Below are 21,487 nucleotides of genomic sequence, written 5' to 3'. Positions count from 1 at the left end.
ATTTCGTCATGACAGCCGCCCGCTTCAACCCGCTCGTTGCCGAGCTTTCCGCCCCGCCTGTTCCCGCGGTCTTTGCCTGGGCACGCGCTTACAGCGGCTCGGCCGGCCCGATGATCGATCTGAGCCAGGCCGTTCCCGGCTACCCCCCGCATCCGGACCTCTTCGCCTGGCTCGCCGAGGCAGCGTCGGCCCGGGCGAATGCGGGTTACGGCCCAATCGAAGGGGAAACGCCGCTGCGCGAGGCCTATGCCACCGAGGTATCGCAGGTTTATGGCGCGGCGGTGAGCGCCGAGAATATCCACATCACAGCCGGCTGCAACCAGGCATTCATGGCGTCTGCCATGGCGATCGCCGGCAACGGCGATGCAATTGCGCTGACCGACCCCTATTACTTCAACCAGGAAACAACGCTTGCCATGCTCGGCATCCGTCGTGAACTGATCCCGCTCGATGCAGCGTGTGGCTTTGTGCCTGAAATTGAAGGCATCGAGGCCGCACTGGCCAAAGGCGTAAAGGCCGTGGCGCTGGTCTCGCCGAACAACCCGACTGGCGCGATTTATCCCGCAACCCTGTTGCATCAGGCCTTCGAAGCCTGCCGCCGGGCTGGGGCCTTCCTGATCCTGGACGAGACCTATCGCGACTTCCTGCCTGGCACTGATCGCCCGCATGATCTCCTGTCTATCCCCGGCTGGGAGGACAATCTGATCCTCCTCTATTCCTTCTCGAAATCCTTCTGCATTCCGGGGCATCGGCTGGGCGCGATCACGGCTGGCCCGAAAGCCGTATCGGAAATCGCCAAGGTCATGGACAATCTGCAGATCTGCGCGCCCCGCGCGCCCCAGGCAGCCGTCGCCAAGGCCATTCCGGCGCTCAGGGACTGGCGCGAGCAGAACCGCATCGAAATCCTCAAGCGCGCCGATACGCTGAGGCAGGTGATAACTGAACTTCCGGCCTGGAACATGGCCTCGCTTGGTGCCTATTTCGCTTTCATCCGACATCCGTTCCCGGGGAAGGATTCGGCAGAAGTTGCAGAACGTCTCGCCAAGAAGGCCGGCGTGCTCTGCATCCCCGGCGCCTATTTTGGCGACGACCAGCAAGATTATTTGCGCTTCGCCTTTGCCAATGCCGACAGCGAAACCATCGCCGGTCTTGTTGCCCGCCTCTCGACCTTCTCGATGGACTGACGGACATGGCACGACGAAACGTGGCAGTCATCGGCGGCGGCCCAGCAGGGCTTATGGCGGCGGAGCATCTGGCAGGACAGGGTCACGCCGTCACCGTCTACGACGCCATGCCGACGGTCGGGCGGAAGTTCATGCTGGCCGGAAAGTCTGGCCTGAACATCAGCCATGCCGAGGATTATGCCCGCTTTGTCACCCGCTATGGCGCAGCGAACGATCGGCTGCGTCCGGTGCTTGACCTGATGACGCCGGACGCGATCCGCAGCTGGGCCGCAGGGCTCGGCACGGAAACCTTTGTCGGCTCCTCCGGCCGCATCTTTCCAGTGGCGATGAAGGCCTCGCCCTTGCTGCGCGCCTGGCTGAAACGGCTGGAGGATCTGGGCGTGACCATCCTGACCCGCCATCGCTGGACCGGATTTGACGGAAACACGCTGCGTTTCGAGACATCAGAAGGCATAAAGCACGTCACGCCAGATGCGACGCTGCTGGCACTTGGTGGGGCAAGCTGGCCGAAGCTGGGCTCGGATGCCGCCTGGGTTCCATGGCTGGAAGCCGAGGGTATTGCGATTACCCCCTTGCGCTCCGCCAATTGCGGCTTCGACTGCGATTTTTCAGAAAATTTCAACAGCCGCTTTTCCGGCCAGCCGGTAAAATCCGTAAAAGCTGCATCGGCCGCGGGCACCACCCAGGGCGAATTCGTCATCAGCCGCGGCGGCATAGAAGGCAGCGTGATCTATGCCCATTCTGCAGCACTCAGAGATGCGCTTGACCGGGATGGCCATGCCGCCTTGTCGCTTGATCTGACGCCCGGACGCACGGCAGAGAGACTGGCGGCGGATCTCGTCCGCCAGGATCGCAAGGCGAGTTTTTCGACACGACTGAAGAAGGCCGCCAATCTCGATGGTGTAAAGATCGCACTGCTGCGCGAAGTCACCCCTGAGGCCAGTCACCTCGACGCCAGCGCACTCGCAAACCTCATCAAGGCTTTACCGCTCGCCGTCCACCGCCCGCGTCCGATTGCCGAGGCGATCTCGACGGCAGGCGGCGTTTCTTTGGACGCGATAGACGCGCAGTTCATGCTGACATCACGCCCCGGCACCTTTGTCGCTGGCGAGATGCTCGACTGGGAAGCACCGACAGGCGGCTATCTGCTCACGGCCTGTTTCGCGACCGGCATCGCTGCCGCCAATGGCATCGACCGCTGGCTGGCAGCCGGAGAGGCTTGACCTCAGCGGCTGGCGGTCTTGTGCGAAGACCCCGGCTTGCGGAATTCGACCGTGGTCTTGGCAACCGGAATGCCGAATTTGGTGACCAATGCCGTGTTCAGCACGGTGCCATCCTCACGCAAAACCATCTTATCCCAGAAATGCACCTTATTGCCCTGCGTTTCCGGGCTCAGATAGACGAGGTAATTGAAGCGGGCGACCGGCCCGTTCAGCGTCACCTTGGTTTCGCCGATCACGTCTTCGCGGGTGCCGCTATAGGTGGTCGGGCTGGTCTTGGTGAACCGCCATGTCTTGCGATCCTTGGTCCCGTCGTCGAAAACGAAGTCTTCGCGCAGCGTCAGCGTCTTGCCATCCCACTTTCCGGTGAGATCGACCGTGAAGCTGCGCTTCACGCCATTGATCGCGCGGAACGAGCCGACCGCTTCCGTTCGACCGGTGAAATAGTCTTCAAAGGTGAATTTCTCGGCCGCCTGTCCGGTCGCGGGCAGTAGGCTGAGGGCAAGCCCGACCAGGGCAAAACTGATCTTTGGCATGGATACATCTCCATCATTGGCGCAGTTGTGCACCTAGTACGGAGAGGATGGCCCGCCGGATCTGGCATTGGCCCGGGAAACGCTTTCGTGAAGGCGAAGACCGCCTTCACGGTGCTTTTCAACCCGCCTGGCTCAAGAATTGTCGCGCTTATAGATCCAGTCGTGGTCCGGGTGGTTCTGGAAACGCCATTTGCGCAAGGGGCCGGCCATGACGTTGAGATAATACATCTCATAGCCATGCGGCACGCCGCAGGGATGATGCCCCTTCGGCACCAGCACCACATCACCATCGGAAACGGCCATGGTCTCGTCCAGCGAGCCATCCTCGGTGAAGACGCGCTGGAAACCGAAGCCCTGGGCAGGATTCAGGCGATGATAATAAGTCTCCTCAAGATAGGTCATCTCGGGGAAATTGTCCTCGTCATGCCGATGCGGCGGATAGGATGACCAGTTGCCCGACGGCGTGAAGACTTCCGTCACCAGCAGGCTGTCGGCAACATCGCGGTCTTCCATGGCAATCGGATAGATATGCCGGGTATTGGCACCCTTGCCGCGATCAACGAGCGAAATACCTTCAGGCCCGATCTGCTGCGCCTCGCGACCTGGCATGGCAGGCGCCGTGCAGATTGCCAGCACGCAGTCTGTTGTCGCCGTGGCTGACCAGTCGCTGCCAGCCGGCACATAAACGCAATGCGGCGGCGTCTTCTCGAAGACCGACATGCGGTCGCCAAGCGCGCCGAAGTTCTTGCCACCACCGGAGATCTCAGCCTTGCCCTCGACAAGCACTAGAATGACTTCCGTTTCACCGGTCTGCTCGGCAGCGCTTTCGCCCGCTTTCAGACGGTAGAGGCCGAAGCCGACATAGCCCCAACCGGCATCCGCGGGCGTAATGTCATGCACCTTGCCGGATGTGCCCGAAGGCTTGCGCAACAGATCGGTCATTCCTCGTCTCCCAAAATTCGGCGCTTACTCGCCATCAGGCCTTTCGGCTTCGGCAGCAATCCTCGCCCGTTCGGCCTCCGCCTTGGCTTCGGCCTTCCTGATTGTGTGGTCATACATGAACAGCAATTCGTAACCGGCATAGAGGCCGGTAACGACAAAGATCATCGCCCAGCCGGTCGCCCCGTTCGAAAATTCCACCCCAGCCCAGGCCAGCGGAAAAACGGTGCAAAGGATGCGAATCCAGAGTGGCTTAAAGAAGGGATGGGTCGGATCGAGGATCTGGAATTTCAAGGCTTCGCTCCCGGCAGTCTTGTGAATGGGTCGCCTGCAATAGAGCCCAAATCCGTGCGCTGTCAAAACACGGGGCGGAGAGAAGTCCCCGCCCCGGCTGCAATTCAAATCAGGCCGGCGTCCTTGGCGAAGCCCTTGAGCGACTTCAGACCCAGGCTCTGATACTCGAACGGATTGCGCACGTTAGGATCCTGCTCGGCTTCGATGACCACCCAGCCCTGATAGCCGTGCTCGGCAGCGATCTTCAGCACCGGCGTAAAATTCACGCCGCCTTCGCTGTCACCGGGAACCGTGAACACGCCCCGGCGCACACCTTCGAGGAAGGAAAGCTTTTCCTGGCGAACCTGATCGGCGATCACCGGACGCACGTTCTTGGCATGGATATGCCCGACGCGGCCCATATACTTGCGTGCGACCGCTTCCGGGTTGCCGCCGCCGAAATAGCAATGGCCGGTATCGAGCAGCAGCTTGGCATGCGGCCCCGTGTGCTCCATCAGCTTGTCGATCTCAGCCTCGGTCTCGACAACCGTTCCCATGTGGTGGTGGTAGACGAGCGAAATGCCTTGGGCTGCCGAGAATTCGGCCAGCGCCTCGACGCCCGCGCCAAACTTCGCCCAGTCGGCCTCCGCAAGAACCGGACGATCGGCAAGTGCCGTATCATCTGCGCCATGGATGGCGTTGGAGGTTTCGCAGACGATGATGACCTTGCAGCCCATCGCCTTCAGCACGTCGAGGAAGGGCTGCATGGCGGCCTTTTCTTCCTCGATCGTATTGGTAAGAAGGTTCAGCGAATGCCAGCCGGAAACGAATTTCAGGCCGCGCGGCTCCAGGACAGACTTCAATCCGGCCGGATCGGTCGGCAGCTTATGGCCCTTCTCGATGCCGTCGAAACCGATCTTGGCGGTCTCGTCCAGGCACTGTTCTAGGCTGATATGCGCACCGAGGCTGCGATCGTCATCGTTCGACCAGGCAATCGGGTTGGTTCCGAAAAGGATCATGTTCAGTTTCTTTCCTTGAGAGCTGCCTCATAGCGGGCGCGGGCATCATTTACTTCGCTGCGGACCGAGACTTCCGGCACCGCGACATCCCACCAGTAGCCGCCGGCCCCGGTCGTCGGATAAGGGTCGGTGTCAATGACGATGACCGTGGTTTCGGTCGCTTCGCGGGCAGCGTCGAGCGCCGCTTCGAGTTCCGCAATGCTCGACACCTTCGTGGAACGTGCGCCCATCGCAGCAGTGTGGGCAACGAAATCGATGGCAATCGGATTGACGTTGGAATGGGCATAGAGGTTGTTAAACTCGGCGCCACCGGTCCCCATCTGCAGCCGGTTGATGCAGCCGTAACCCCTGTTATCGGTAATCACGAGCGTGATCTTCACACCCATGCCGACGGCAGTGGCGAGTTCCGAATTCATCATCATGTACGAGCCGTCGCCGACCATGACGATGACATCGCGATCAGGCTCCGCCATCTTGATGCCGAGACCACCGGCAACTTCGTAGCCCATGCAGGAGAAGCCGTATTCCATGTGGTAGGAAAGCGGCAGTTTCGACTTCCACAACTGGTGCAGTTCGCCCGGCATGGTGCCGGCGGCGCACATGACGACGGTGTTGTCGCGCGAGGCGCGTTGAACGGCGCCGATCACCTGCATGTCCGTTGGCAGTGAATTCGAATCCTGTGGCGCGTCCGTAACCGCATCGGCCTTGGCGAACCAGGCGGCCTTGAGGGCCGCATCGGGGGCGGCATAGGCGTGCGCGCCAAGCGCCGCCGAGAGCTTTTCGAGACCGACCTTTGCATCTGATGTCAGCGGGATCGCATCATGCTTGGCGCTGTCATAGGCTTGAACATTGAGCGCCAGGATGCGGCGATTGGGGTTCTTGAACAGCGCCCAGGAACCGGTGGTGAAGTCCTGGAAACGCGTGCCGACACCGATCACCAGATCGGCGTTTTCTGAAACGATGTTGGCGCTCTCCGCCCCGGTCACACCGACCGGGCCAAAATTCAGGCTGTGATCCCAGGCAAGCGCCGACTTGCCCGCCTGTGTCTCGACGACGGGGATCTGATGTTTCTCGACGAAGGCCTTCAGTGTCTCTGTGGCGCCCGAAAAATGCACACCGCCACCGGCCACGATGACCGGGTTCTTGGCAGCCTTGAGTGCCGCAACAGCCGCATCGAATTCACCGACATCCGGTTCCGGACGGCGGAAGCGCCAGACCTTCTTTGCAAAGAAACTCTCGGGATAGTCATAGGCTTCTGCCTGCACATCCTGGCAGAAGGCCAGCGTCACCGGACCGCAATCGGCCGGATCTGTCATCGTGCGAAAGGCGCGCGGCAAGGCGGTGAGCAACTGTTCCGGGCGGGTGATCCGATCGAAGTAGCGGGAAACAGGCTTGAAGCAGTCATTCACCGACATCGTGCCGTCGCCGAAATCCTCGATCTGTTGCAGGACCGGATCGGGGCCGCGATTGGCAAACACATCGCCGGGGATGAACAGAACCGGCAGGCGGTTGACATGGGCAAGCGCTGCCGCAGTCACCATGTTGAGTGCGCCCGGGCCGATGGACGATGTCACCGCCATGGCGCGGCGGCGGCGCAACTGCTTGGCATAGGCGATTGCCGCATGCGCCATCGACTGCTCGTTCTGGCCGCGATAGGTCGGCAGCTCATGGCGAATGCCATGCAGCGCTTCCCCGATGCCGGCCACATTGCCGTGGCCGAAGATCGCCCAGACACCCGAGATATAGGTCTCGCCATCCTCGTTGAACTGATTGGCGAGGTACCGCACCATCGCCTGAGCGGCGGTCAGCCGGATCGTTTTCATGCTCTCTCTCCCTCGGCGGCAACCGCCCTCGCTTGCGCCTTTGCCCGCGCCTCATCCCAGATGGCACAGAGGCTCCGGTAGCGTGCCGCCATATCCTCCACCGCTTCGGCATCACTAATGGTGCCGCTCAGCCACTTGCGCGCGGCATCGGCGAAGATCGTCCGCCCCACCGCAAAACCCTTCACCAGATCGAAGCCGGCCGCAAGCTGGAAGCTCTCCTCCAGCTCTGCCTGCGGAGCGTCGAGGCCGAGCACCACGATGCCACGCGTATGCTGGTCGTTGCGTTCAATTGCGGCGCAAGCATTGGCCCAGGACGCCGTTGTCTTCATCGGCTCCAGCTTCCACCAGTCGGGATAGACGCCGATTTCGTAGAACCGTTCGATGATCTTGGCGGTCGTCTCGTCGTCGCAAGCGCCGACCTTGGACGGGATGACCTCCAGCAGGAATTCCAGACGATTGCGACGTGCCGCATGGAACAGACGCTGTACCGTCTTTTCCTGCTCCGCTTTCATCTCGGCCGTATCGTCCGGATGGTAGAAGCATAGAACCTTGACGACATGTTCGAGCGGCCACTCGACCAGCCCGCCGAAATCGGGACCGATCTCCGGCTCCAGCGTCAGGGGCCGCGATCCCGGCCATTCGACCGGACGTCCGATCCAGAGGCCCGTTCCGGCGGCGCTGTAAAGCGCATCGCGCCCGACCCGGCTGTCGCAAAGCAGACCATAACCCGGTTGCCCCGCCGAAACACCGAGTGCCGCGTCGAGGCAGAGGTTCTTGAAATCACCGATCCGGTCGTCGGAAACGCCGGCTTCCTTCGCCATGGCTTCAAGCTGCATGCGATGGTCAAAGGCGAAAACCCGCATGGTCGACCAGTCACCCTTGCGGTTGGTCGACCAGTGCACCTGCTCCAGCGCCTCGTCCTTGCGCAGCGCCTTGTTCTTGATCCCGGTGCGGAAGAAATATTGCAGCTCTTCCCAGCTTGGATAGGCGGGTGTGCAGCCGTGGCGCGAGACGGCAAAGGCGCCGCAGGCATTGGCAAATTTGAGGCTCGTCGGCCAGTCTTCGCCAGTCAGCCAGCCCTTCAGCAGACCGGACATGAAGCCGTCGCCAGCGCCAAGCACGTTGAACACCTCGATCGGGAACCCTTCGCCGGTCTGGCCGTCATCGAGACTGTCGGGAATGGCATCTTCGAACACGACCGCGCCCATCGGCCCGCGTTTGCAGACCAGCGTGGCCGGCGAGACCTGACGAACGGCACGCAGGGCCTCGATCGTATTGGTTGAGCCACCGGCGATATGGAATTCTTCTTCGGTGCCGACGATCAGGTTGAACAGATGGAGCGTCGACTGCAGCTTGGCCGTGACCTTGGCTGACTCGACAAACCGGCTTTCGCCATCGCCATGACCAGCCAAACCCCAGAGGTTCGGGCGGTAGTCAATATCGAGCGCGGTCAGACCACCGGACTGGCGAGCAATTTCCAGCGCCTTCAGCACGGCCTGCTCCGTGCGCGGATGGGAAAGATGTGTACCGGTCGCACAAACGCAGCGCGCCTCGGCGACGAAATCCGGGTCGATATCGTCTTCCGACAGCGCCATGTCAGCGCAGTTCTCGCGATAGAAGATCAGCGGAAACTGGTGTTCGTCGCGAATGCCGAGCAGGACCAGTGCCGTCAGGCGCTCCTTGTCCGTCTTGACGCCGCGCACATCGACCCCTTCGCGGACCAGCTGTTCGCGAATGAAGCGACCCATATGCTCGTCACCAACACGCGTGATCAGCGCCGACTTGAGGCCGAGCCGGGCAGTGCCCGCGGCGATGTTCGTCGGCGAGCCACCAATATATTTGTTGAAGGAGGCCATATCCTCCAGCCGTCCGCCAACCTGAGCCCCGTAAAGGTCCACAGATGAACGACCGATCGTGATCAGATCGAGCGAAGCCAAGTCTATTCCTCCCTACAATACGAGGTCTCCCGCCCCGCCTCGCGACCGCTCGCAACATTTGGAACGGCCATCTTCAAAATGGACTATAAATTCTATTTTTGAGAATTTCAATACGGATGTTCAATCTTCCTTCCGCTTTGTACCGACCGCGACTGCCAGTGTGATGGCGAGGCAAAGCGTCGCAGAAAGCGAGCGAAACGCGCCAAAATCGACCTCCGAAACCGAAAGCAAGGTGGCATCCGTGCGCATGAGCGGACCAACGACCGTATCGGTCACGGCGACGACGGGCATGCCACGGGCACATACCTGCTCCACAAGCTCCAGGGTTTCCGCCGAATAGGGCGAAAAGGTCACCGCAAGCAGTGCATCCCCATCCCGGATCGAATGATGATTATCGAGCCGCCCGACGATGCTGTGCAGCACGGCCGGAACGCCCATTTTTTCGAAGGCATAGGCCAGATAACTGGCAACGGGGAACGAACGGCGAAGGCCGATGATGTGAATGGTCTGCGCACCGGCCAGGGCCTCGACGGCGGCTTCCAAGGCCTGCGGATCAACGCTGTTCACCAGATTTTCAAGCGAAAGTCGCCCGGCCTCGACAAATTCGGCCAAAAGGGCCGATGGCGTGCCCTCCGCTTTTTCGCGCAGATGCTCCAGCCGTGTCGAATAGTCCGGCCAGCCGCCAACATAGCTCTCGCGAAATAGCTTCTGCATGCCGGAAAAGCCGGAAAAGCCCATGATCTGGCAAAAGCGCATGAAGGCCGACGGCTGGACGCCTGCCCCTTCTGCCATCTCGGCCACCGTGGAAACTGCGATACGATCCCGGTTCGCCGCGACATAGTCGGCGCATTGTTTCAGGCGCTTCGGCAGTGCCGTCGAGACCTCCAGCAATTTCTCCTCGAAGGCCTTGATCGTCTGTGGCCCGCCAACATCATTCATCGCGTCATCCCGTGTTCAGTCATACTTGACAGCACCTTTGCCAGTGACTAGCAAAATAGAACGTATATTCCAAATCGCGGCATTTGCCAGCAAGAAATGGAATGGTCGCCAGGCCCGAACTGGGACCGGCAGTAACGAGGGCCACCGATGGCGGTGGCATAGGGAGGATTGATCATGGTCACGAAACTGGCGCTTCTCGGCGCAGGTCGTATCGGCAAGGTGCATGCAAAAGCCATCGCGGAGGACAAGCGCGCCAAGCTCGTGGCGGTCGCGGACGCCTTCGCCGAGGCGGCGAACGCCATCGCGGCCCAGACAGGCTGCGCGGTGAAGACGATCGAGGAGATCGAAGCCGACAAGGACATCGATGCCGTCATCATCTGCACCCCGACCAACACCCATGCCGACCTGATCGAGCGTTTCGCCAAGGCCGGCAAGGCGATTTTCTGCGAAAAGCCGATTGATCTGGACGTTAACAGGGCCAAGGCCTGCCTTGAAACCGTGCGCGCCGTCGGCGGCAAGGTCATGCTTGGCTTCAACCGCCGCTTCGACCCGCATTTCCAGGCCGTCCGCAAGGAAATCGACAAGGGCACGATCGGCAAGGTCGAGATGGTCACCATCACCAGCCGCGATCCGGGCGCCCCGCCGGCCGAATACATCAAGGTGTCCGGCGGCATCTTCCGCGACATGACCATCCATGACTTCGACATGGCGCGCTTCCTGCTCGGCGAAGAGATCGAGACCGTTCAGGCTTCGGCCTCCGTTCTGGTCGACCCCAAGATTGGCGAACTCGGCGACTACGACAGCGCCTCGCTGATCCTGACGACGAAGAGCGGCCGCCAGGCGATCATCTCCAACTCGCGCCGCGCCTCCTACGGCTACGACCAGCGCATCGAAGTGCATGGCTCGCTCGGTTCGGTTTCGGCCGAAAACCAGCGCCCGGTCTCGATCGAAGTCGCCAGCAAGGATGGTTATACCCGCCCGCCGCTGCATGACTTCTTCATGACCCGCTACACGGCCGCTTACGCCGCCGAAATCTCGGCCTTCATCGATGCGCTGGAAAACGGCACGCCGATGGCCCCCTCGGCAGAAGACGGGTTGATCGCCCTGGCGCTGGCCGACGCTGCCGTGAAGTCCGCCAAGGACAAATCAGCCGTAACGATCGCCTACTGACCACAACATAGGCCCGCGCCACCGCAAGGAGGCGCAGAATGGAAACGCCGCCCGAACCTCCTCGGGCGGCGTTTTCCGTTTCGCTATAGATCCAGCAAGGACGGCCTCAGACGGCGAGCTCGCGCCGCTCGACTTCGGTCAGCATGGCGAGATCCAGGATCTTCTGCAGGTCTGCCGCATGTCGGAAGCTCGGCTCCTGCATGTGGCCCGAACGGATGGCAGCAATGAACTTCTGATAGTTCGTTTCCACCGGATCGACCTCGATTTCGCGCCAGACCGCCTTTTCGACATCCTCCTGCAGGCAGGCTCTGAGCGAGGAATCCTCCAGCGTATGGATGACCTCCAGCGCACCCTTGTCGCCATGCACCCGGAGCCGCAGCTCGTTCAGGTGTCCCGTAGCCCACCGGCTGGCATGGACGACGCCCATCGCGCCATTGGTGAACTCGGCCGTCATGGTGAAGCTGTCATTCGCATCGAGATCGTATTCGCCGATCCGATTGCCCGGCGCCTTCTCGAAGGTCTTCAGCCGGGCAAAGACATGGTCGATATCGGTCGCCGCTCCAAAGCCGGCAAAGTCGAGGATATGGATGCCGACATCGCCCAGCACGCCGTTCGAGCCATGCTTGGTGGACAGCCGCCACAGCCATTGGCTTTCGGTTGCCCAGTCGCCCCAGGCCTTGGAGACGAGCCAGCTCTGCAGATAGGAGGCCTCGATGTGGCGAACCTTGCCGATTTCGCCGTCCAGGACCAGCTGGCGGGCCTTCTGCACCTGCGCCACATTGCGGTATGTCAGGTTGACCATATTGACGAGCCCCGACGCTTCCGCCGCCGTCGCCATTTCATCGGCCTTGGCATAATTCTCGGCCAGCGGCTTCTCGCACATCACATGCTTGCCAGCCGCAATCAGCTTCAGCGTGGTTGGATGATGCACACGGTCGGGCGTGACATTGGTGACCGCGTCGAATTCACCCCAGGCAATCGCCTCGTCGAGCGACGTGAAGGTATTGGGGATGCCATGCCGGGCAGCAAAACCGCGCACTGTCGCCAGGTCGAGATCAACAGCCGCGACAAGCTGCACATCCGACATCGTCGAGAAATTCATCGCATGGCTATTGGCCATGCCGCCGGTCCCGAGGATCAAAAGACGAATGGGGGCAGTGCTCATTTGTAGCCTTCCTCCCCGGCCTGATGCAGGCGCGGACCGCGCTCCGTGATCGGCTCCAGCGCCTCTTCAACCGGAACATTCGGCGCCTCATGCACGGCCGAATAGCGCGGCATCGGATTGTAGGCCCACTTCACGCCATTGCGGATGACCTGCTGGACCGTCGCATCATGATAGGTCGGATAGGTTTCATGGCCGGGACGGAAATAGAAGATATTGCCCGCACCGCGACGCCAAGTGAGACCCGAACGGAAGATCTCACCGCCGGCAAACCAGGAGATGAACACCGTCTCCAGCGGTTCGGGAACGGAGAAGAACTCGCCGTACATTTCCTCGTTTTCAAGTACGAAATTCTCCGGGATACCGGCTGCGATGGGATGGCCCGGATTGACCGTCCAGATTCGCTCACGCTCGCCGGCCTCGCGCCATTTCAGCGCGCAGGGCGTGCCCATCAGCCGTTTGAAAGGCTTGGAGAAATGGCCGGAATGCAGGACGATTAGCCCCATGCCTTCCCAGACCCGTTTGGCCACGCGCTCGACGATCTCATCGGAGACTTCGCCATGCGCCTTATGGCCCCACCAGATCAGCACATCGGTCTCGGCAAGCCGCGCCTCGGAGAGGCCATGCTCCGGCTCCTGCAGGGTGGCCGTCGTGGCTTCCATCCCCTCCCCTTTGTTGAGCGCTGCAGCAATCGTGGAATGCATACCCTCGGGATAGATCTCGCGCACGACGGCGTTTTCCCGCTCGTGAATATTCTCTCCCCAGACAACCGTTCGGATCGTCATCTGACGCCTCCCTGACTTTGATTTTCCATACTGTGCTCATTTTCCGGCACGCGACTGCACCATCGCTTCCAAATTTGAAAGCGCTTTGGCTGGCGCAAGCTGACAAAAAACCACCGACCTGTCAAACCCTCGAAGAGGCTCCGGGCGAAACTGTCGCAGCGCAATATCAGCAAGCTACGCCACTCCATCCAGGCGCATGAACACCATCAGGAATGAGGGCTACAACCGAACCAAAATTGCAACCGCTTTGGCAAACAGGATCCCACGCTTGCCAGCTGGCGCGGGCGCATGGGATAAGCGGGGCGAAAAGACCAACCCCAGAAGCGAGAGCAACGGCACCACGGATGAAGCTGAAGGAATTCGCAGAGCATATCGGCCTGTCGCCGACCACCGTCAGCCGCGCCTTGAGCGGCTATCCGGAGGTCAGCGAAGCCACGCGCAAGCGGGTGTCGGAAGAAGCCGCCCGGCTCGGCTATCGCCCGAACGTCAATGCAGTCAGGCTGGCGACGGGTCGCGCCGGCGCGATTGGCGTGGTGATGACCAAGGTTGGCGACTATCAGTTCTCCGAATTCATGAGCGGCATGGCTGAGCGACTGAGCGGCAGTGATATCGACATCCTGCTGACGCCGATGGCTGAACACGAAACCACAGACGAATTGCAGATCTATCGCCGGCTTGCCCAGAGCCGCCGCGTCGATGCCGTGGTCATCCACTCGCCCCGCCCCAATGACCCACGCATTGCCCTGCTCCATCAGCTGAAACTGCCCTTCATCGTGCATGGGCGTTCCGAAACCGATGTGCCGCACGCCTGGCTCGACATTGACAATGAAGGCGCGATCCGCCGCTCGACGGACCATCTTCTCGACCTTGGCCATCGCCGCATCGCCATGATCAATGGCCGCGAGGGCCTGACATTCACGCTCGATCGCGACCGTGGATATCAGACGGCTCTTGCCGAACGCGGCATCGCCTTTGACCCGGGGCTCGTCAGCCACGCGGAATTCACTGACGAGCAGGGCTTCCGCATCGCCCGCGCACGGCTCGCTGACCACCCCCGGCCAACCGCCTTTATCGCCGGTTCGATGATGACGGCGCTCGGCATCTACCGGGCCGCGCGTGCCATGAACCTCACCGTCGGCAAGGACGTCTCCGTCATCGCGCATGACGACGTTTTTCCCTATCTGACCGCCGACAACATGGCGCCCGCCCTGTCGGCGACGAGGTCCTCGATCCGCGCAGCCGGACACCGCATCGCCGATCTCCTCTTGCAGATGCTGGAAGGGCGCGAGGCAACTGAGATTGCCGAACTCTGGCCGGTCGAGCTGATCCTGCGCGAATCCTCCCGCGCAGCACCCAGGGAAACTTCGGCATGATTGACGGACGCGCCAAAGCCCAGGTGGTCGTGATCGGTCACGTCAACCACGACCGCATCTGGCGGCTGAACGAAACACTGCGCTCAGGCGCGCGGATTGCCTGGCACAGCCGCGAAACGCGCCTTGGCGGCGGTGGCTATTTCACCGGGCGACGGCTGCTGCAGCTCGGGCATCCGGTAACGCTGATCTCCAATCTGATGGACGATGCGGCCGGCGATCAGGCATTCGCAGATTTGGCAGCCGAAGGTTTCGATACCTCGCTGATCACCCGACGCGAGGGCGAGACCGATTTCGCCGATATCCTGCTCGACCCGGAAGGTGAACGCACCATCCTGTCAAGCGAGCGCCGCCTGTCGCGCAGCTTCGTCCTCGATGAGCCCGTCTCTGCCGCCGCCTTTTATGTCAACGCCCCTCGCCTGCCCGAGGCCGCCATCACCTCCCTGTCGCAGGCGAGGCTTTCCGTTTCTCAATTGCCGCTGAGGGATGCGGGGCCACGCCCGGCAGATGTCGTGGTCGGCTCGAAGGCGGACCTGCCAGAGCATTCGATCAAGGATATCTGGCAGCTCGCCCATGCGCTCTCTGGCGAACGCCTGCGCCATCTCGTGATGACAGATGGCCCGGCGGCCATGGTGATCTACGACGGGGCGCACGAACGGCGCGTCCCGGTCACCGAGCAGGTTTCCGTCCGCGATACGATCGGCGCCGGCGACAGTTTCAGTGGCGCGCTGATCGACGGCCTCCTTCGTGAGATGGAGATTGCCGAGGCGGCCCGGCATGCGTCATCCCTCACAGCGCGATGGCTGGAACAGCGCGAACAGGGCGCCGACCCGATAGTTGCCGCAGAATCAACATCATAACTCCCCTTTTTTGAGGCCTACCTGGAACCGATCCTGTCACCCGTGAGTTTGTGGGTGCCTAACGGAGGATGGTATGACCGATACTGATTTCACCTGGACCGTTCCAGTCGAACTACAACTGCCTTGCGGCCTGACCAGACGCTTTCTCAATGCTTATGATGCCCTTGATTTTCTCGACGCCGAATGGCCGACCCGCCGTGGCGACGCCTATGCACGCGCCATCCGCCTTTGCCGCATAGCGCTTCGCAGCCCAAGCGCCACGGAACTTGCCCGCGCAGCCTTTATCGCCGCCGGCGAAGAGACTGGCATGCGTCAGTGCTATGACCTGCGCCGCCAGCCAAGCTTTCGCCCTTCCGGCCGCGCGGTCGCCTGAAATTTCAACCAACTGAGAGACGAAGAGAGGACGCCATTCGCCGAAGCGAATGGCGTCAGATTACGGCGCGACGAGCAGCGCCACCGGCTGCGGCCCCAGCACATCGCGGAGCGAAAGCCTCGATCCCGGACCGATCCGGCGTCCCGTCAACACATCGCGCCACTCGGTGGTTTCGAGATCATCCGGCAGATCAATCCCGGTATCCCCCCAGAACTTACTTGCCTCCAGACCAGCGCATGATGTTTGCAGCGACAGCGGAAGCCTGATTGCAATGGTGAGCAAGGTATACCCCCCATGACGGCGCGCGAAGGCGACGACATGCTGCTGGCGTGCGCCCACGGCCTGAAGCGGCGTATAGGTGCCTTCGCTAAAAAGCAGCGGCTCATCGTGCCTAAGACGCAAGCCACGGGCGATCAGCGCCTGCTTGGCGCGACCCGTTGCAAGGGCATGGGGATCTGTCAGTACCGGGGCCGCATCCACTTCGAAGTCTCCCACCGCCTCGAACGCTGGCGGGCGCCTGTTATCCGGATCGACAAAGCTGAAATCCAGCACTTCGCTGCCCTGGTAGATATCAGGAATACCGGGTGCTGTGAGCTTGAGGGCCGTTTGGGTCAGACCATTGATCAGACCCGCAGCCATGATAGACTGAATTTCACCGACAAAATCCTTCAAGAATTCAGGACGATCGAGAAGAGCCCGCGCGTGGTCGGCAACGGCGCTCTCGTAGTCTTCATTGACATCGGCCCAGTCACTGCGCAGCTTCGCCTCGCGCATGGATTTTTCGAGGAAAGCGACAAAGCGGTCGCAAAAGGCCGCAACGCCATCTCGGTCATCAGCCGCAAGATTGATGGGCCAATGCCCGACCAGCGACTGGTAGATCATCCATTCGAGGCGGGGCTCAGGCGCCGCCTCGCCATTCACAGAGCGGAGGGCTGGCCGATCCATGGCGCGCCATTTCTCGACCAAGGTCGCAAATCGGGGCGCATCTTCTGCAAGGGCAAACAGTCGTGCCCGCGCATCCTCACCCCGCTTGGTGTCATGGGTGGACGATGCCGAAAGACCGCGAGGCTGGCGCTCCGAACGCCGCGTCATCTCGGCATGAAAATGGTCAAGTCCCGCCATTGGTGGCTCCAGTTCGCCCCCAACTTCATTCAGCGCCAGACATTCCACATGTCGGAAGAACAGTGTGTCTTCGAGCGCCTTGGCCATCAGCGGTCCGGTCAATTGCTGAAAACGCCGCCGCAATTCTGCAGCGCGCACCGGATCACTGGCATCGCCATCGCCCTTCAACAGTGTCACCAGGGCGGATGCTGCCTCGCGTTCAACAGCAGAAAGCTCCCTTTCGGCCGCCGCAAGCACCGCATCGAGAAGTTCGCCGTCCGCAGCGGATAGACCCGTTTGCGTGCCGTAGCTTCGATAGCGCGGAAAGGCGACGAGCAGTTCCTCCAGCCCCCTGCGCAGCGGCCCAGCTTCACAGCCGAGAAGCCCACGTGCAAGACGAAGGACCGCATCCACTTCGCCTGCAAAATTGACCCGGACCATGCGAAGCTTGGCCTCGCGCATCTCCGTTGCCACATCGACCGTAGTCCCGCAGATCGTCTCATAGCCTTGCCGCATAGCCAGAAAACCAGCGCTGTCGAGCAGAACCGGCACTTCGGCTGCGATGAACTCATATCCAGTCGAGCCCTCAACCGGCCAGTCTGCGGGCAGATCCTCACCGGGGGCGAGGATTTTCTCAACGAAGATTGGTAGGTCATGTCCAACAGCATCCCGCAGACGCCGGAGATAGGCCGCCGGATCCGCAAGCCCATCGACGTGATCGATCCGCAAGCCCTGAACCAAGCCGTCGCCCACCATATCCAGCACGGCTTGATGGGCCGCGGCAAAAACAGCCTCATCCTCGACCCTCAGGCCAACCAAACCGGCAATTTCGAAGAAGCGTCGGTAGTTGAGCCCCTTGGCGGCTTCCGTCCAGGCTATCAACTGCCATGGCTGGCGTTTGTGCAGGGCGACGAGGAATGCAGGGTCTGCCGAGCGCTCTGCAAGCGCCTGCTGGAGCACCTCAAAATCAGGGCTCTCGCACAAGCCCGACACGGCGGCATGAAACTCTTGCGCGCGATCCGCCGAAGCTGCCTTCCCGAGGGCGGCAAGCTCTGCAGCGAGGCCCGTTTTAAAGCCGACGAGTGCAAATGGATACGTCTCAGGAAGGAGCGGATAGCCACTGTCGATGTAACGCAGAACAAGAGTGCCTCGCTCCCGATCGAGATCAAGTTTCAGATCGCCATTCGCCACCGCATCGTCAAAGGAGGCTCCGAGAAATGGCAGGGTCAGCCGACGGCTCCAGTCTATGTCAAAGTAATGGGAAAACGGGCTCGCCTCACCCCATTCGATCACGCTGCGCCACCACGGGTTTTCAAGGCTCGCAGCCATATGGTTCGGCACAATGTCGAGGATCAGGCCCATGCCATTGCTTTTCAAGACGCGAGCCAATGCCTCAAGACCCTGGCGCCCGCCAAGCGTCGGATCAACGAGGTTCGCGTCGGTGACATCATAGCCATGCGTCGACCCGTCCGTCGCCGCAAAGATCGGAGAGGCGTAGAGATGACTGATCCCCAGTCGCCTCAGGTAAGGAACGAGGCTCGCGGCGCGCTCAAAGTCCATACCCCCGCGAAATTGCAGGCGATAGGTCGAGACAGGAACTGACATGGATATTCCTTGGAAAAGGCAGTTGCGGATATCACCGACAAACGCCCGAGCCGGCGATTTGTTTCCGCCCAGAACAAAGGGCCCGGCCCCGCCTTTACTCTATTTGAACAGATTTCGCTCAAGAGACGGCAGTTGCTACGCAAGCGAACTTTAAAAGCGCAAGTATTACCCAGAATTATTCAAGACCTTTTTTGGTCACTCATTTAACAGATCCGCATTTTCCAATATGTTGGATATGAGGCTGATTCGAGAAAGTCTCGCGAGCTAAATGACTTAGCTGGGGATGCGGACATGACGGACAATACCGATATCGAGACCTGGGCCATGGTCCGGGCGCAGCAGATCGTGATGCAGCAAGGCGCCAATCTTGTGGTTGCCGCGCAACGCCTCGATCACAAGAAAACCACCGCCAATACCTATGCACTGAGGGCTGCGATTGCGCATTGCCTGATGGAAGCACTCTCCGTTCCCTCTCCGGAGGTGATCGGCAGCATGCAGGCTCAGGCTTCGCGCCACAGCGCCTGACACGCGCCTCGCAATGCTATGGCAGCTTTGGCGGAAGCTGCCATGCATTGCCGAGGATGAGGTCATATTCCGGCGGTTCGAAGGCCTCAAAGCCACCGCCGGGATAGAGGGTTAGTTCCCCGACAAACAGCCCCTCGTCCGTGTCGAAGAAATCCACCCGGACGAAATCCAGATCGTGCACGAGGCGCTCCGCCAACGACACCATCAGGTCAAGGGTGTCAGGCTTCGGCAACTCGCCCGGATAGGGTGCGTAGTAATCGGGATCATAGAACGGCAAGCGCTCCCATGAGCGCGAATAGGTGGCGGAATAGCCGCGGTCATCAACGCGGGTATCGACGATCACATAGGACACCACGCCGTTGAACACGAAGCAGCGATAGTCCCACGGCACGCCGCCGTCTTTGCTTAACAGCTTCTCGACAACAATCTTGCGCTCGACCTGAGAATAGGCCCATTCGCGATTGTAGCGCGCATGATCGGTTGCGAGCCATGCCGGGCCGGGATCATCGATCACCAGGGCGTCGACATCCGCCTGTGTATACAGAAACCGCCCGAGGCCGCTCGCGTGGTTTGGCTTCATCACGGCGGGCAACGGGATCTTCGACCAGTCGGCGTCACGAAGGTTCGTGCCGGCCCAATAGGTCGGAATGACATGTTGAGCGCCAATGCGACCGGCGATGAACTCCTTCACCGCCAGCTTGTCGACCAGCTTGCCATAGAGTGGATTGCGATCGTGGAGCTTGCGATACTGGACCTTCTCGCTGAAGGTTCGAGGCGCGTCGAGCCGTGGCCATGCACCCTTCATGCTCCAGAATTTCAAGGCGACATAGGGCCTGTCCGGCAAGGGCGCGATCAGTCGCCAGAAAATGCGTTTCATCAGAGAGAGCAGCGAGCTCTGCTCGTAGCCCGATCGGATAAAACTCTCTTTGCGTGGTTCGCTCACCGTGAACTCCCGGACCGGCCTCCCAGATCGGCTGCGCCCTCAGCTATTGTCGTCCAGATCTTGTCGCATCCCGACGTTAAGATTGTCGAACCGGCGCGCACTTTGCGCCAAAACAGAAAACGCCGTGCCTGCAAAGCAGGACACGGCGCCTCCTGGGAGGATCTGGTCGGAGATGGCGGCCCGAACGGGCCGCCCCGTGGTCAGATCGGGAGTTCTGCGGCAAGCTTTGCCCGACGCTTGGCCCGCCAGCCGAGGATGAGCGGCAGGAAGGCGACGAGGATGGCAAGCGCCCAGAGGATGAGCGAGATCTTGCTCTGGAACAGGATGGAAACGTCACCACCGCTGATCGCCAGCGCATTGCGCAAGTTCACTTCCATGACTTCACCCAGGACATAGCCAAGGATGATGGGCGCCATGTCGAAGCCCGCCTTGCGCAAGAGCCATCCCGCAATACCGATGGCAAGCATCAGATAGATCGCAAAGACCGAGGCATGGGTAGAATAGACACCGATAACCGAGAGTACGAGGATGCCCGGAACCAGGACCCAGTTCGGCATGGTGAGCACGCGGGCAAAGATATTGACCAGCGGCAGGTTGAGCGCGAGCAGAATGAAGTTGCCGACGAAGAGCGAGGCGACAAGACCACCGACGATCTCGGGACGCTCGACGAGCAGCATCGGACCCGGCTGGATGTTGTAGAGCATCAGGGCGCCGAGCATGACAGCGGTCGTGCCCGAACCGGGTACGCCAAGCGTCAGCATCGGTACGAAAGCGCCCGCAGCTGTTGCGTTATTGGCCGCTTCCGGAGCCGCCAGACCGCGAACGTCACCCTTGCCGAAGGTGCCTTCCGTATCGGAAAAGCGCTTTTCGGTGGTGTAGGACACGGCACTCGAAACCGAGGCACCGGTTCCCGGCAGAACGCCGACGATGAAGCCGATGATCGAACCACGGATCGTCGCACCCATGCTGAACATCACGTCGGAGAACTTCGCCGTCATGCGGCCGAGTTCGCGGATGACCGTAACGCCCTTCGTCTGGTGCTCGAGGATGAGCATGGCTTCCGAGATCGAGAAGAGACCGATGACAAGTGTGACGAACTCGATGCCGTCGCCGAGTTCCGGCTCATTGAAGGTGAAGCGATAGGCGCCCGAGGTGGCGTCGAGGCCGACAGTCGCCAGCATCAGACCGAGCGTGCAGCCGATCAGCGTCTTGACAGGCTGCGAACCGACCATGGAGCCGAGCGTTGCAAAAGCGAAGACCATCAGCACGAAGTATTCAGCCGGACCGAAACCGATCGCCAGACCGGACAGGACAGGCGCAAAGAAAGCAAGTCCGATGACCCCGATGATGCCGCCCACAAAGGACGCGATCCCGGAAAGCGCCAGCGCTTCGCCGGCCCGGCCCTGTTTTGCCATCGGATAGCCGTCCATCGCCGTCATGACTGCCCCGGCATCCCCGGGCACATTGAGCAGGATGGACGAGATACGACCGCCATATTCGGCGCCGCAATATACGGAAGCGAGCAGGATCATCGTGCTTTCGGCGGGAAGGCCCATCGAATAGGCGATCGGCATCAGAAGCGCGATCCCGTTGATCGGGCCGATGGCCGGCAAAGCGCCGACGAGCGTGCCGATAAAGCAGCCGATGAAACCAATCAGCAGGTTTTGCCAGGTGAGAGCAACGCCGAAGCCCTGCCAGAGATAATCGAAATCCATGGGATATG

At 61.0% G+C, this 21,487-nt stretch carries 19 protein-coding genes; 7 read left to right on the top strand and 12 right to left on the bottom strand.

The features are described 5' to 3' along the window. Positions 1 to 8 precede the first annotated feature (8 nt). Together IP76_RS04315 and IP76_RS04310 are read left to right on the top strand one after the other, a co-directional pair. Positions 9 to 1,184, top strand: coding sequence for an aminotransferase (locus IP76_RS04315; protein ID WP_054156957.1), 1,176 nt, complete (start codon positions 9 to 11; stop codon positions 1,182 to 1,184). 5 nt (positions 1,185 to 1,189) lie between these two features. Beyond that, on the top strand, positions 1,190 to 2,407 hold the full coding sequence (locus tag IP76_RS04310) for a TIGR03862 family flavoprotein (RefSeq protein ID WP_054156956.1): 1,218 nt from the start codon (positions 1,190 to 1,192) through the stop codon (positions 2,405 to 2,407). A 2-nt stretch (positions 2,408 to 2,409) separates the two neighbouring features. Here the strand turns inward: IP76_RS04310 and IP76_RS04305 are convergent, their stop codons facing one another. From IP76_RS04305 to IP76_RS04275, 7 genes are all read right to left on the bottom strand, one after another. After that, complete coding sequence (locus tag IP76_RS04305) at positions 2,410 to 2,940, bottom strand: DUF3833 family protein (RefSeq protein ID WP_054156955.1); 531 nt, start codon at positions 2,938 to 2,940, stop codon at positions 2,410 to 2,412. A 132-nt stretch (positions 2,941 to 3,072) separates the two neighbouring features. Next, positions 3,073 to 3,882, bottom strand: coding sequence for a 5-deoxy-glucuronate isomerase (iolB, locus tag IP76_RS04300; protein WP_054156954.1), 810 nt, complete (start codon positions 3,880 to 3,882; stop codon positions 3,073 to 3,075). A gap of 24 nt (positions 3,883 to 3,906) precedes the next feature. Next, positions 3,907 to 4,173, bottom strand: a complete 267-nt coding sequence (locus IP76_RS04295; RefSeq protein ID WP_054156953.1) for a hypothetical protein — start codon at positions 4,171 to 4,173, stop codon at positions 3,907 to 3,909. Positions 4,174 to 4,277: 104 nt separating this feature from the next. Beyond that, a complete protein-coding gene (gene iolE, locus IP76_RS04290) occupies positions 4,278 to 5,171 on the bottom strand; it encodes a myo-inosose-2 dehydratase (RefSeq protein ID WP_054156952.1) in 894 nt (297 codons plus the stop codon). Positions 5,172 to 5,173: 2 nt separating this feature from the next. Next, a complete protein-coding gene (gene iolD / locus IP76_RS04285; RefSeq protein ID WP_054156951.1) occupies positions 5,174 to 6,994 on the bottom strand; it encodes a 3D-(3,5/4)-trihydroxycyclohexane-1,2-dione acylhydrolase (decyclizing) in 1,821 nt (606 codons plus the stop codon). Then, positions 6,991 to 8,931 (bottom strand): 5-dehydro-2-deoxygluconokinase, encoded by a 1,941-nt coding sequence (gene iolC, locus IP76_RS04280; protein ID WP_054156950.1) that lies wholly within the window; start codon positions 8,929 to 8,931, stop codon positions 6,991 to 6,993. Before iolC ends, iolD begins: the two co-directional genes overlap by 4 nt. Before the next feature lie 120 nt (positions 8,932 to 9,051). Beyond that, the gene (locus tag IP76_RS04275; RefSeq protein WP_054156949.1) at positions 9,052 to 9,870 is read right to left on the bottom strand and encodes a MurR/RpiR family transcriptional regulator; all 819 of its coding nucleotides are present in this window, start codon (positions 9,868 to 9,870) and stop codon (positions 9,052 to 9,054) included. Between the two features lie 174 nt (positions 9,871 to 10,044). Between IP76_RS04275 and iolG the strand changes: the two genes are divergently transcribed. Continuing rightward, the gene (gene iolG, locus IP76_RS04270) at positions 10,045 to 11,040 is read left to right on the top strand and encodes an inositol 2-dehydrogenase (protein ID WP_054156948.1); all 996 of its coding nucleotides are present in this window, start codon (positions 10,045 to 10,047) and stop codon (positions 11,038 to 11,040) included. Positions 11,041 to 11,146: 106 nt separating this feature from the next. Here iolG and IP76_RS04265 read toward each other — a convergent pair whose 3' ends face one another. Then, a complete protein-coding gene (locus IP76_RS04265; protein ID WP_054156947.1) occupies positions 11,147 to 12,205 on the bottom strand; it encodes a Gfo/Idh/MocA family protein in 1,059 nt (352 codons plus the stop codon). Further along, a complete protein-coding gene (locus IP76_RS04260; RefSeq protein WP_054156946.1) occupies positions 12,202 to 12,987 on the bottom strand; it encodes a ThuA domain-containing protein in 786 nt (261 codons plus the stop codon). Before IP76_RS04260 ends, IP76_RS04265 begins: the two co-directional genes overlap by 4 nt. Before the next feature lie 344 nt (positions 12,988 to 13,331). Here IP76_RS04260 and IP76_RS04255 point away from each other — a divergent pair, with 344 nt between their 5' ends. The 3 genes from IP76_RS04255 (at position 13,332) to IP76_RS04245 (ending at position 15,590) form a co-directional block, all read left to right on the top strand. After that, on the top strand, positions 13,332 to 14,360 hold the full coding sequence (locus IP76_RS04255; RefSeq protein WP_054156945.1) for a substrate-binding domain-containing protein: 1,029 nt from the start codon (positions 13,332 to 13,334) through the stop codon (positions 14,358 to 14,360). Then, positions 14,357 to 15,217, top strand: a complete 861-nt coding sequence (locus tag IP76_RS04250) for a PfkB family carbohydrate kinase (RefSeq protein ID WP_054156944.1) — start codon at positions 14,357 to 14,359, stop codon at positions 15,215 to 15,217. The genes IP76_RS04255 and IP76_RS04250 overlap by 4 nt, the downstream gene beginning before the upstream one ends. Positions 15,218 to 15,290: 73 nt before the next feature. Then, positions 15,291 to 15,590 (top strand): DUF982 domain-containing protein, encoded by a 300-nt coding sequence (locus IP76_RS04245; protein WP_054156943.1) that lies wholly within the window; start codon positions 15,291 to 15,293, stop codon positions 15,588 to 15,590. Positions 15,591 to 15,650: 60 nt separating this feature from the next. Here IP76_RS04245 and treY read toward each other — a convergent pair whose 3' ends face one another. Then, positions 15,651 to 18,296: a malto-oligosyltrehalose synthase gene (gene treY, locus IP76_RS04240; RefSeq protein ID WP_054156942.1), complete on the bottom strand. Its 2,646-nt coding sequence runs from the start codon at positions 18,294 to 18,296 to the stop codon at positions 15,651 to 15,653. Positions 18,297 to 18,587: 291 nt separating this feature from the next. Between treY and IP76_RS04235 the strand changes: the two genes are divergently transcribed. Beyond that, positions 18,588 to 18,821, top strand: a complete 234-nt coding sequence (locus IP76_RS04235; RefSeq protein ID WP_054156941.1) for a hypothetical protein — start codon at positions 18,588 to 18,590, stop codon at positions 18,819 to 18,821. Between the two features lie 16 nt (positions 18,822 to 18,837). On the opposite strand, the gene IP76_RS04230 is transcribed toward IP76_RS04235, so the two are convergent. Together IP76_RS04230 and IP76_RS04225 are read right to left on the bottom strand one after the other, a co-directional pair. Next, a complete protein-coding gene (locus IP76_RS04230; protein WP_054156940.1) occupies positions 18,838 to 19,764 on the bottom strand; it encodes an ATP-grasp fold amidoligase family protein in 927 nt (308 codons plus the stop codon). A gap of 200 nt (positions 19,765 to 19,964) precedes the next feature. Next, a complete protein-coding gene (locus tag IP76_RS04225; RefSeq protein WP_054156939.1) occupies positions 19,965 to 21,479 on the bottom strand; it encodes a tripartite tricarboxylate transporter permease in 1,515 nt (504 codons plus the stop codon). Between the last annotated feature and the right edge of the window lie 8 nt (positions 21,480 to 21,487).

It is taken from the genome of Rhizobium sp. AAP43 (assembly GCF_001296045.1).
GTDB lineage: Bacteria > Pseudomonadota > Alphaproteobacteria > Rhizobiales > Rhizobiaceae > Allorhizobium.
This window is presented reverse-complemented; position numbering and strand designations above follow the sequence as displayed.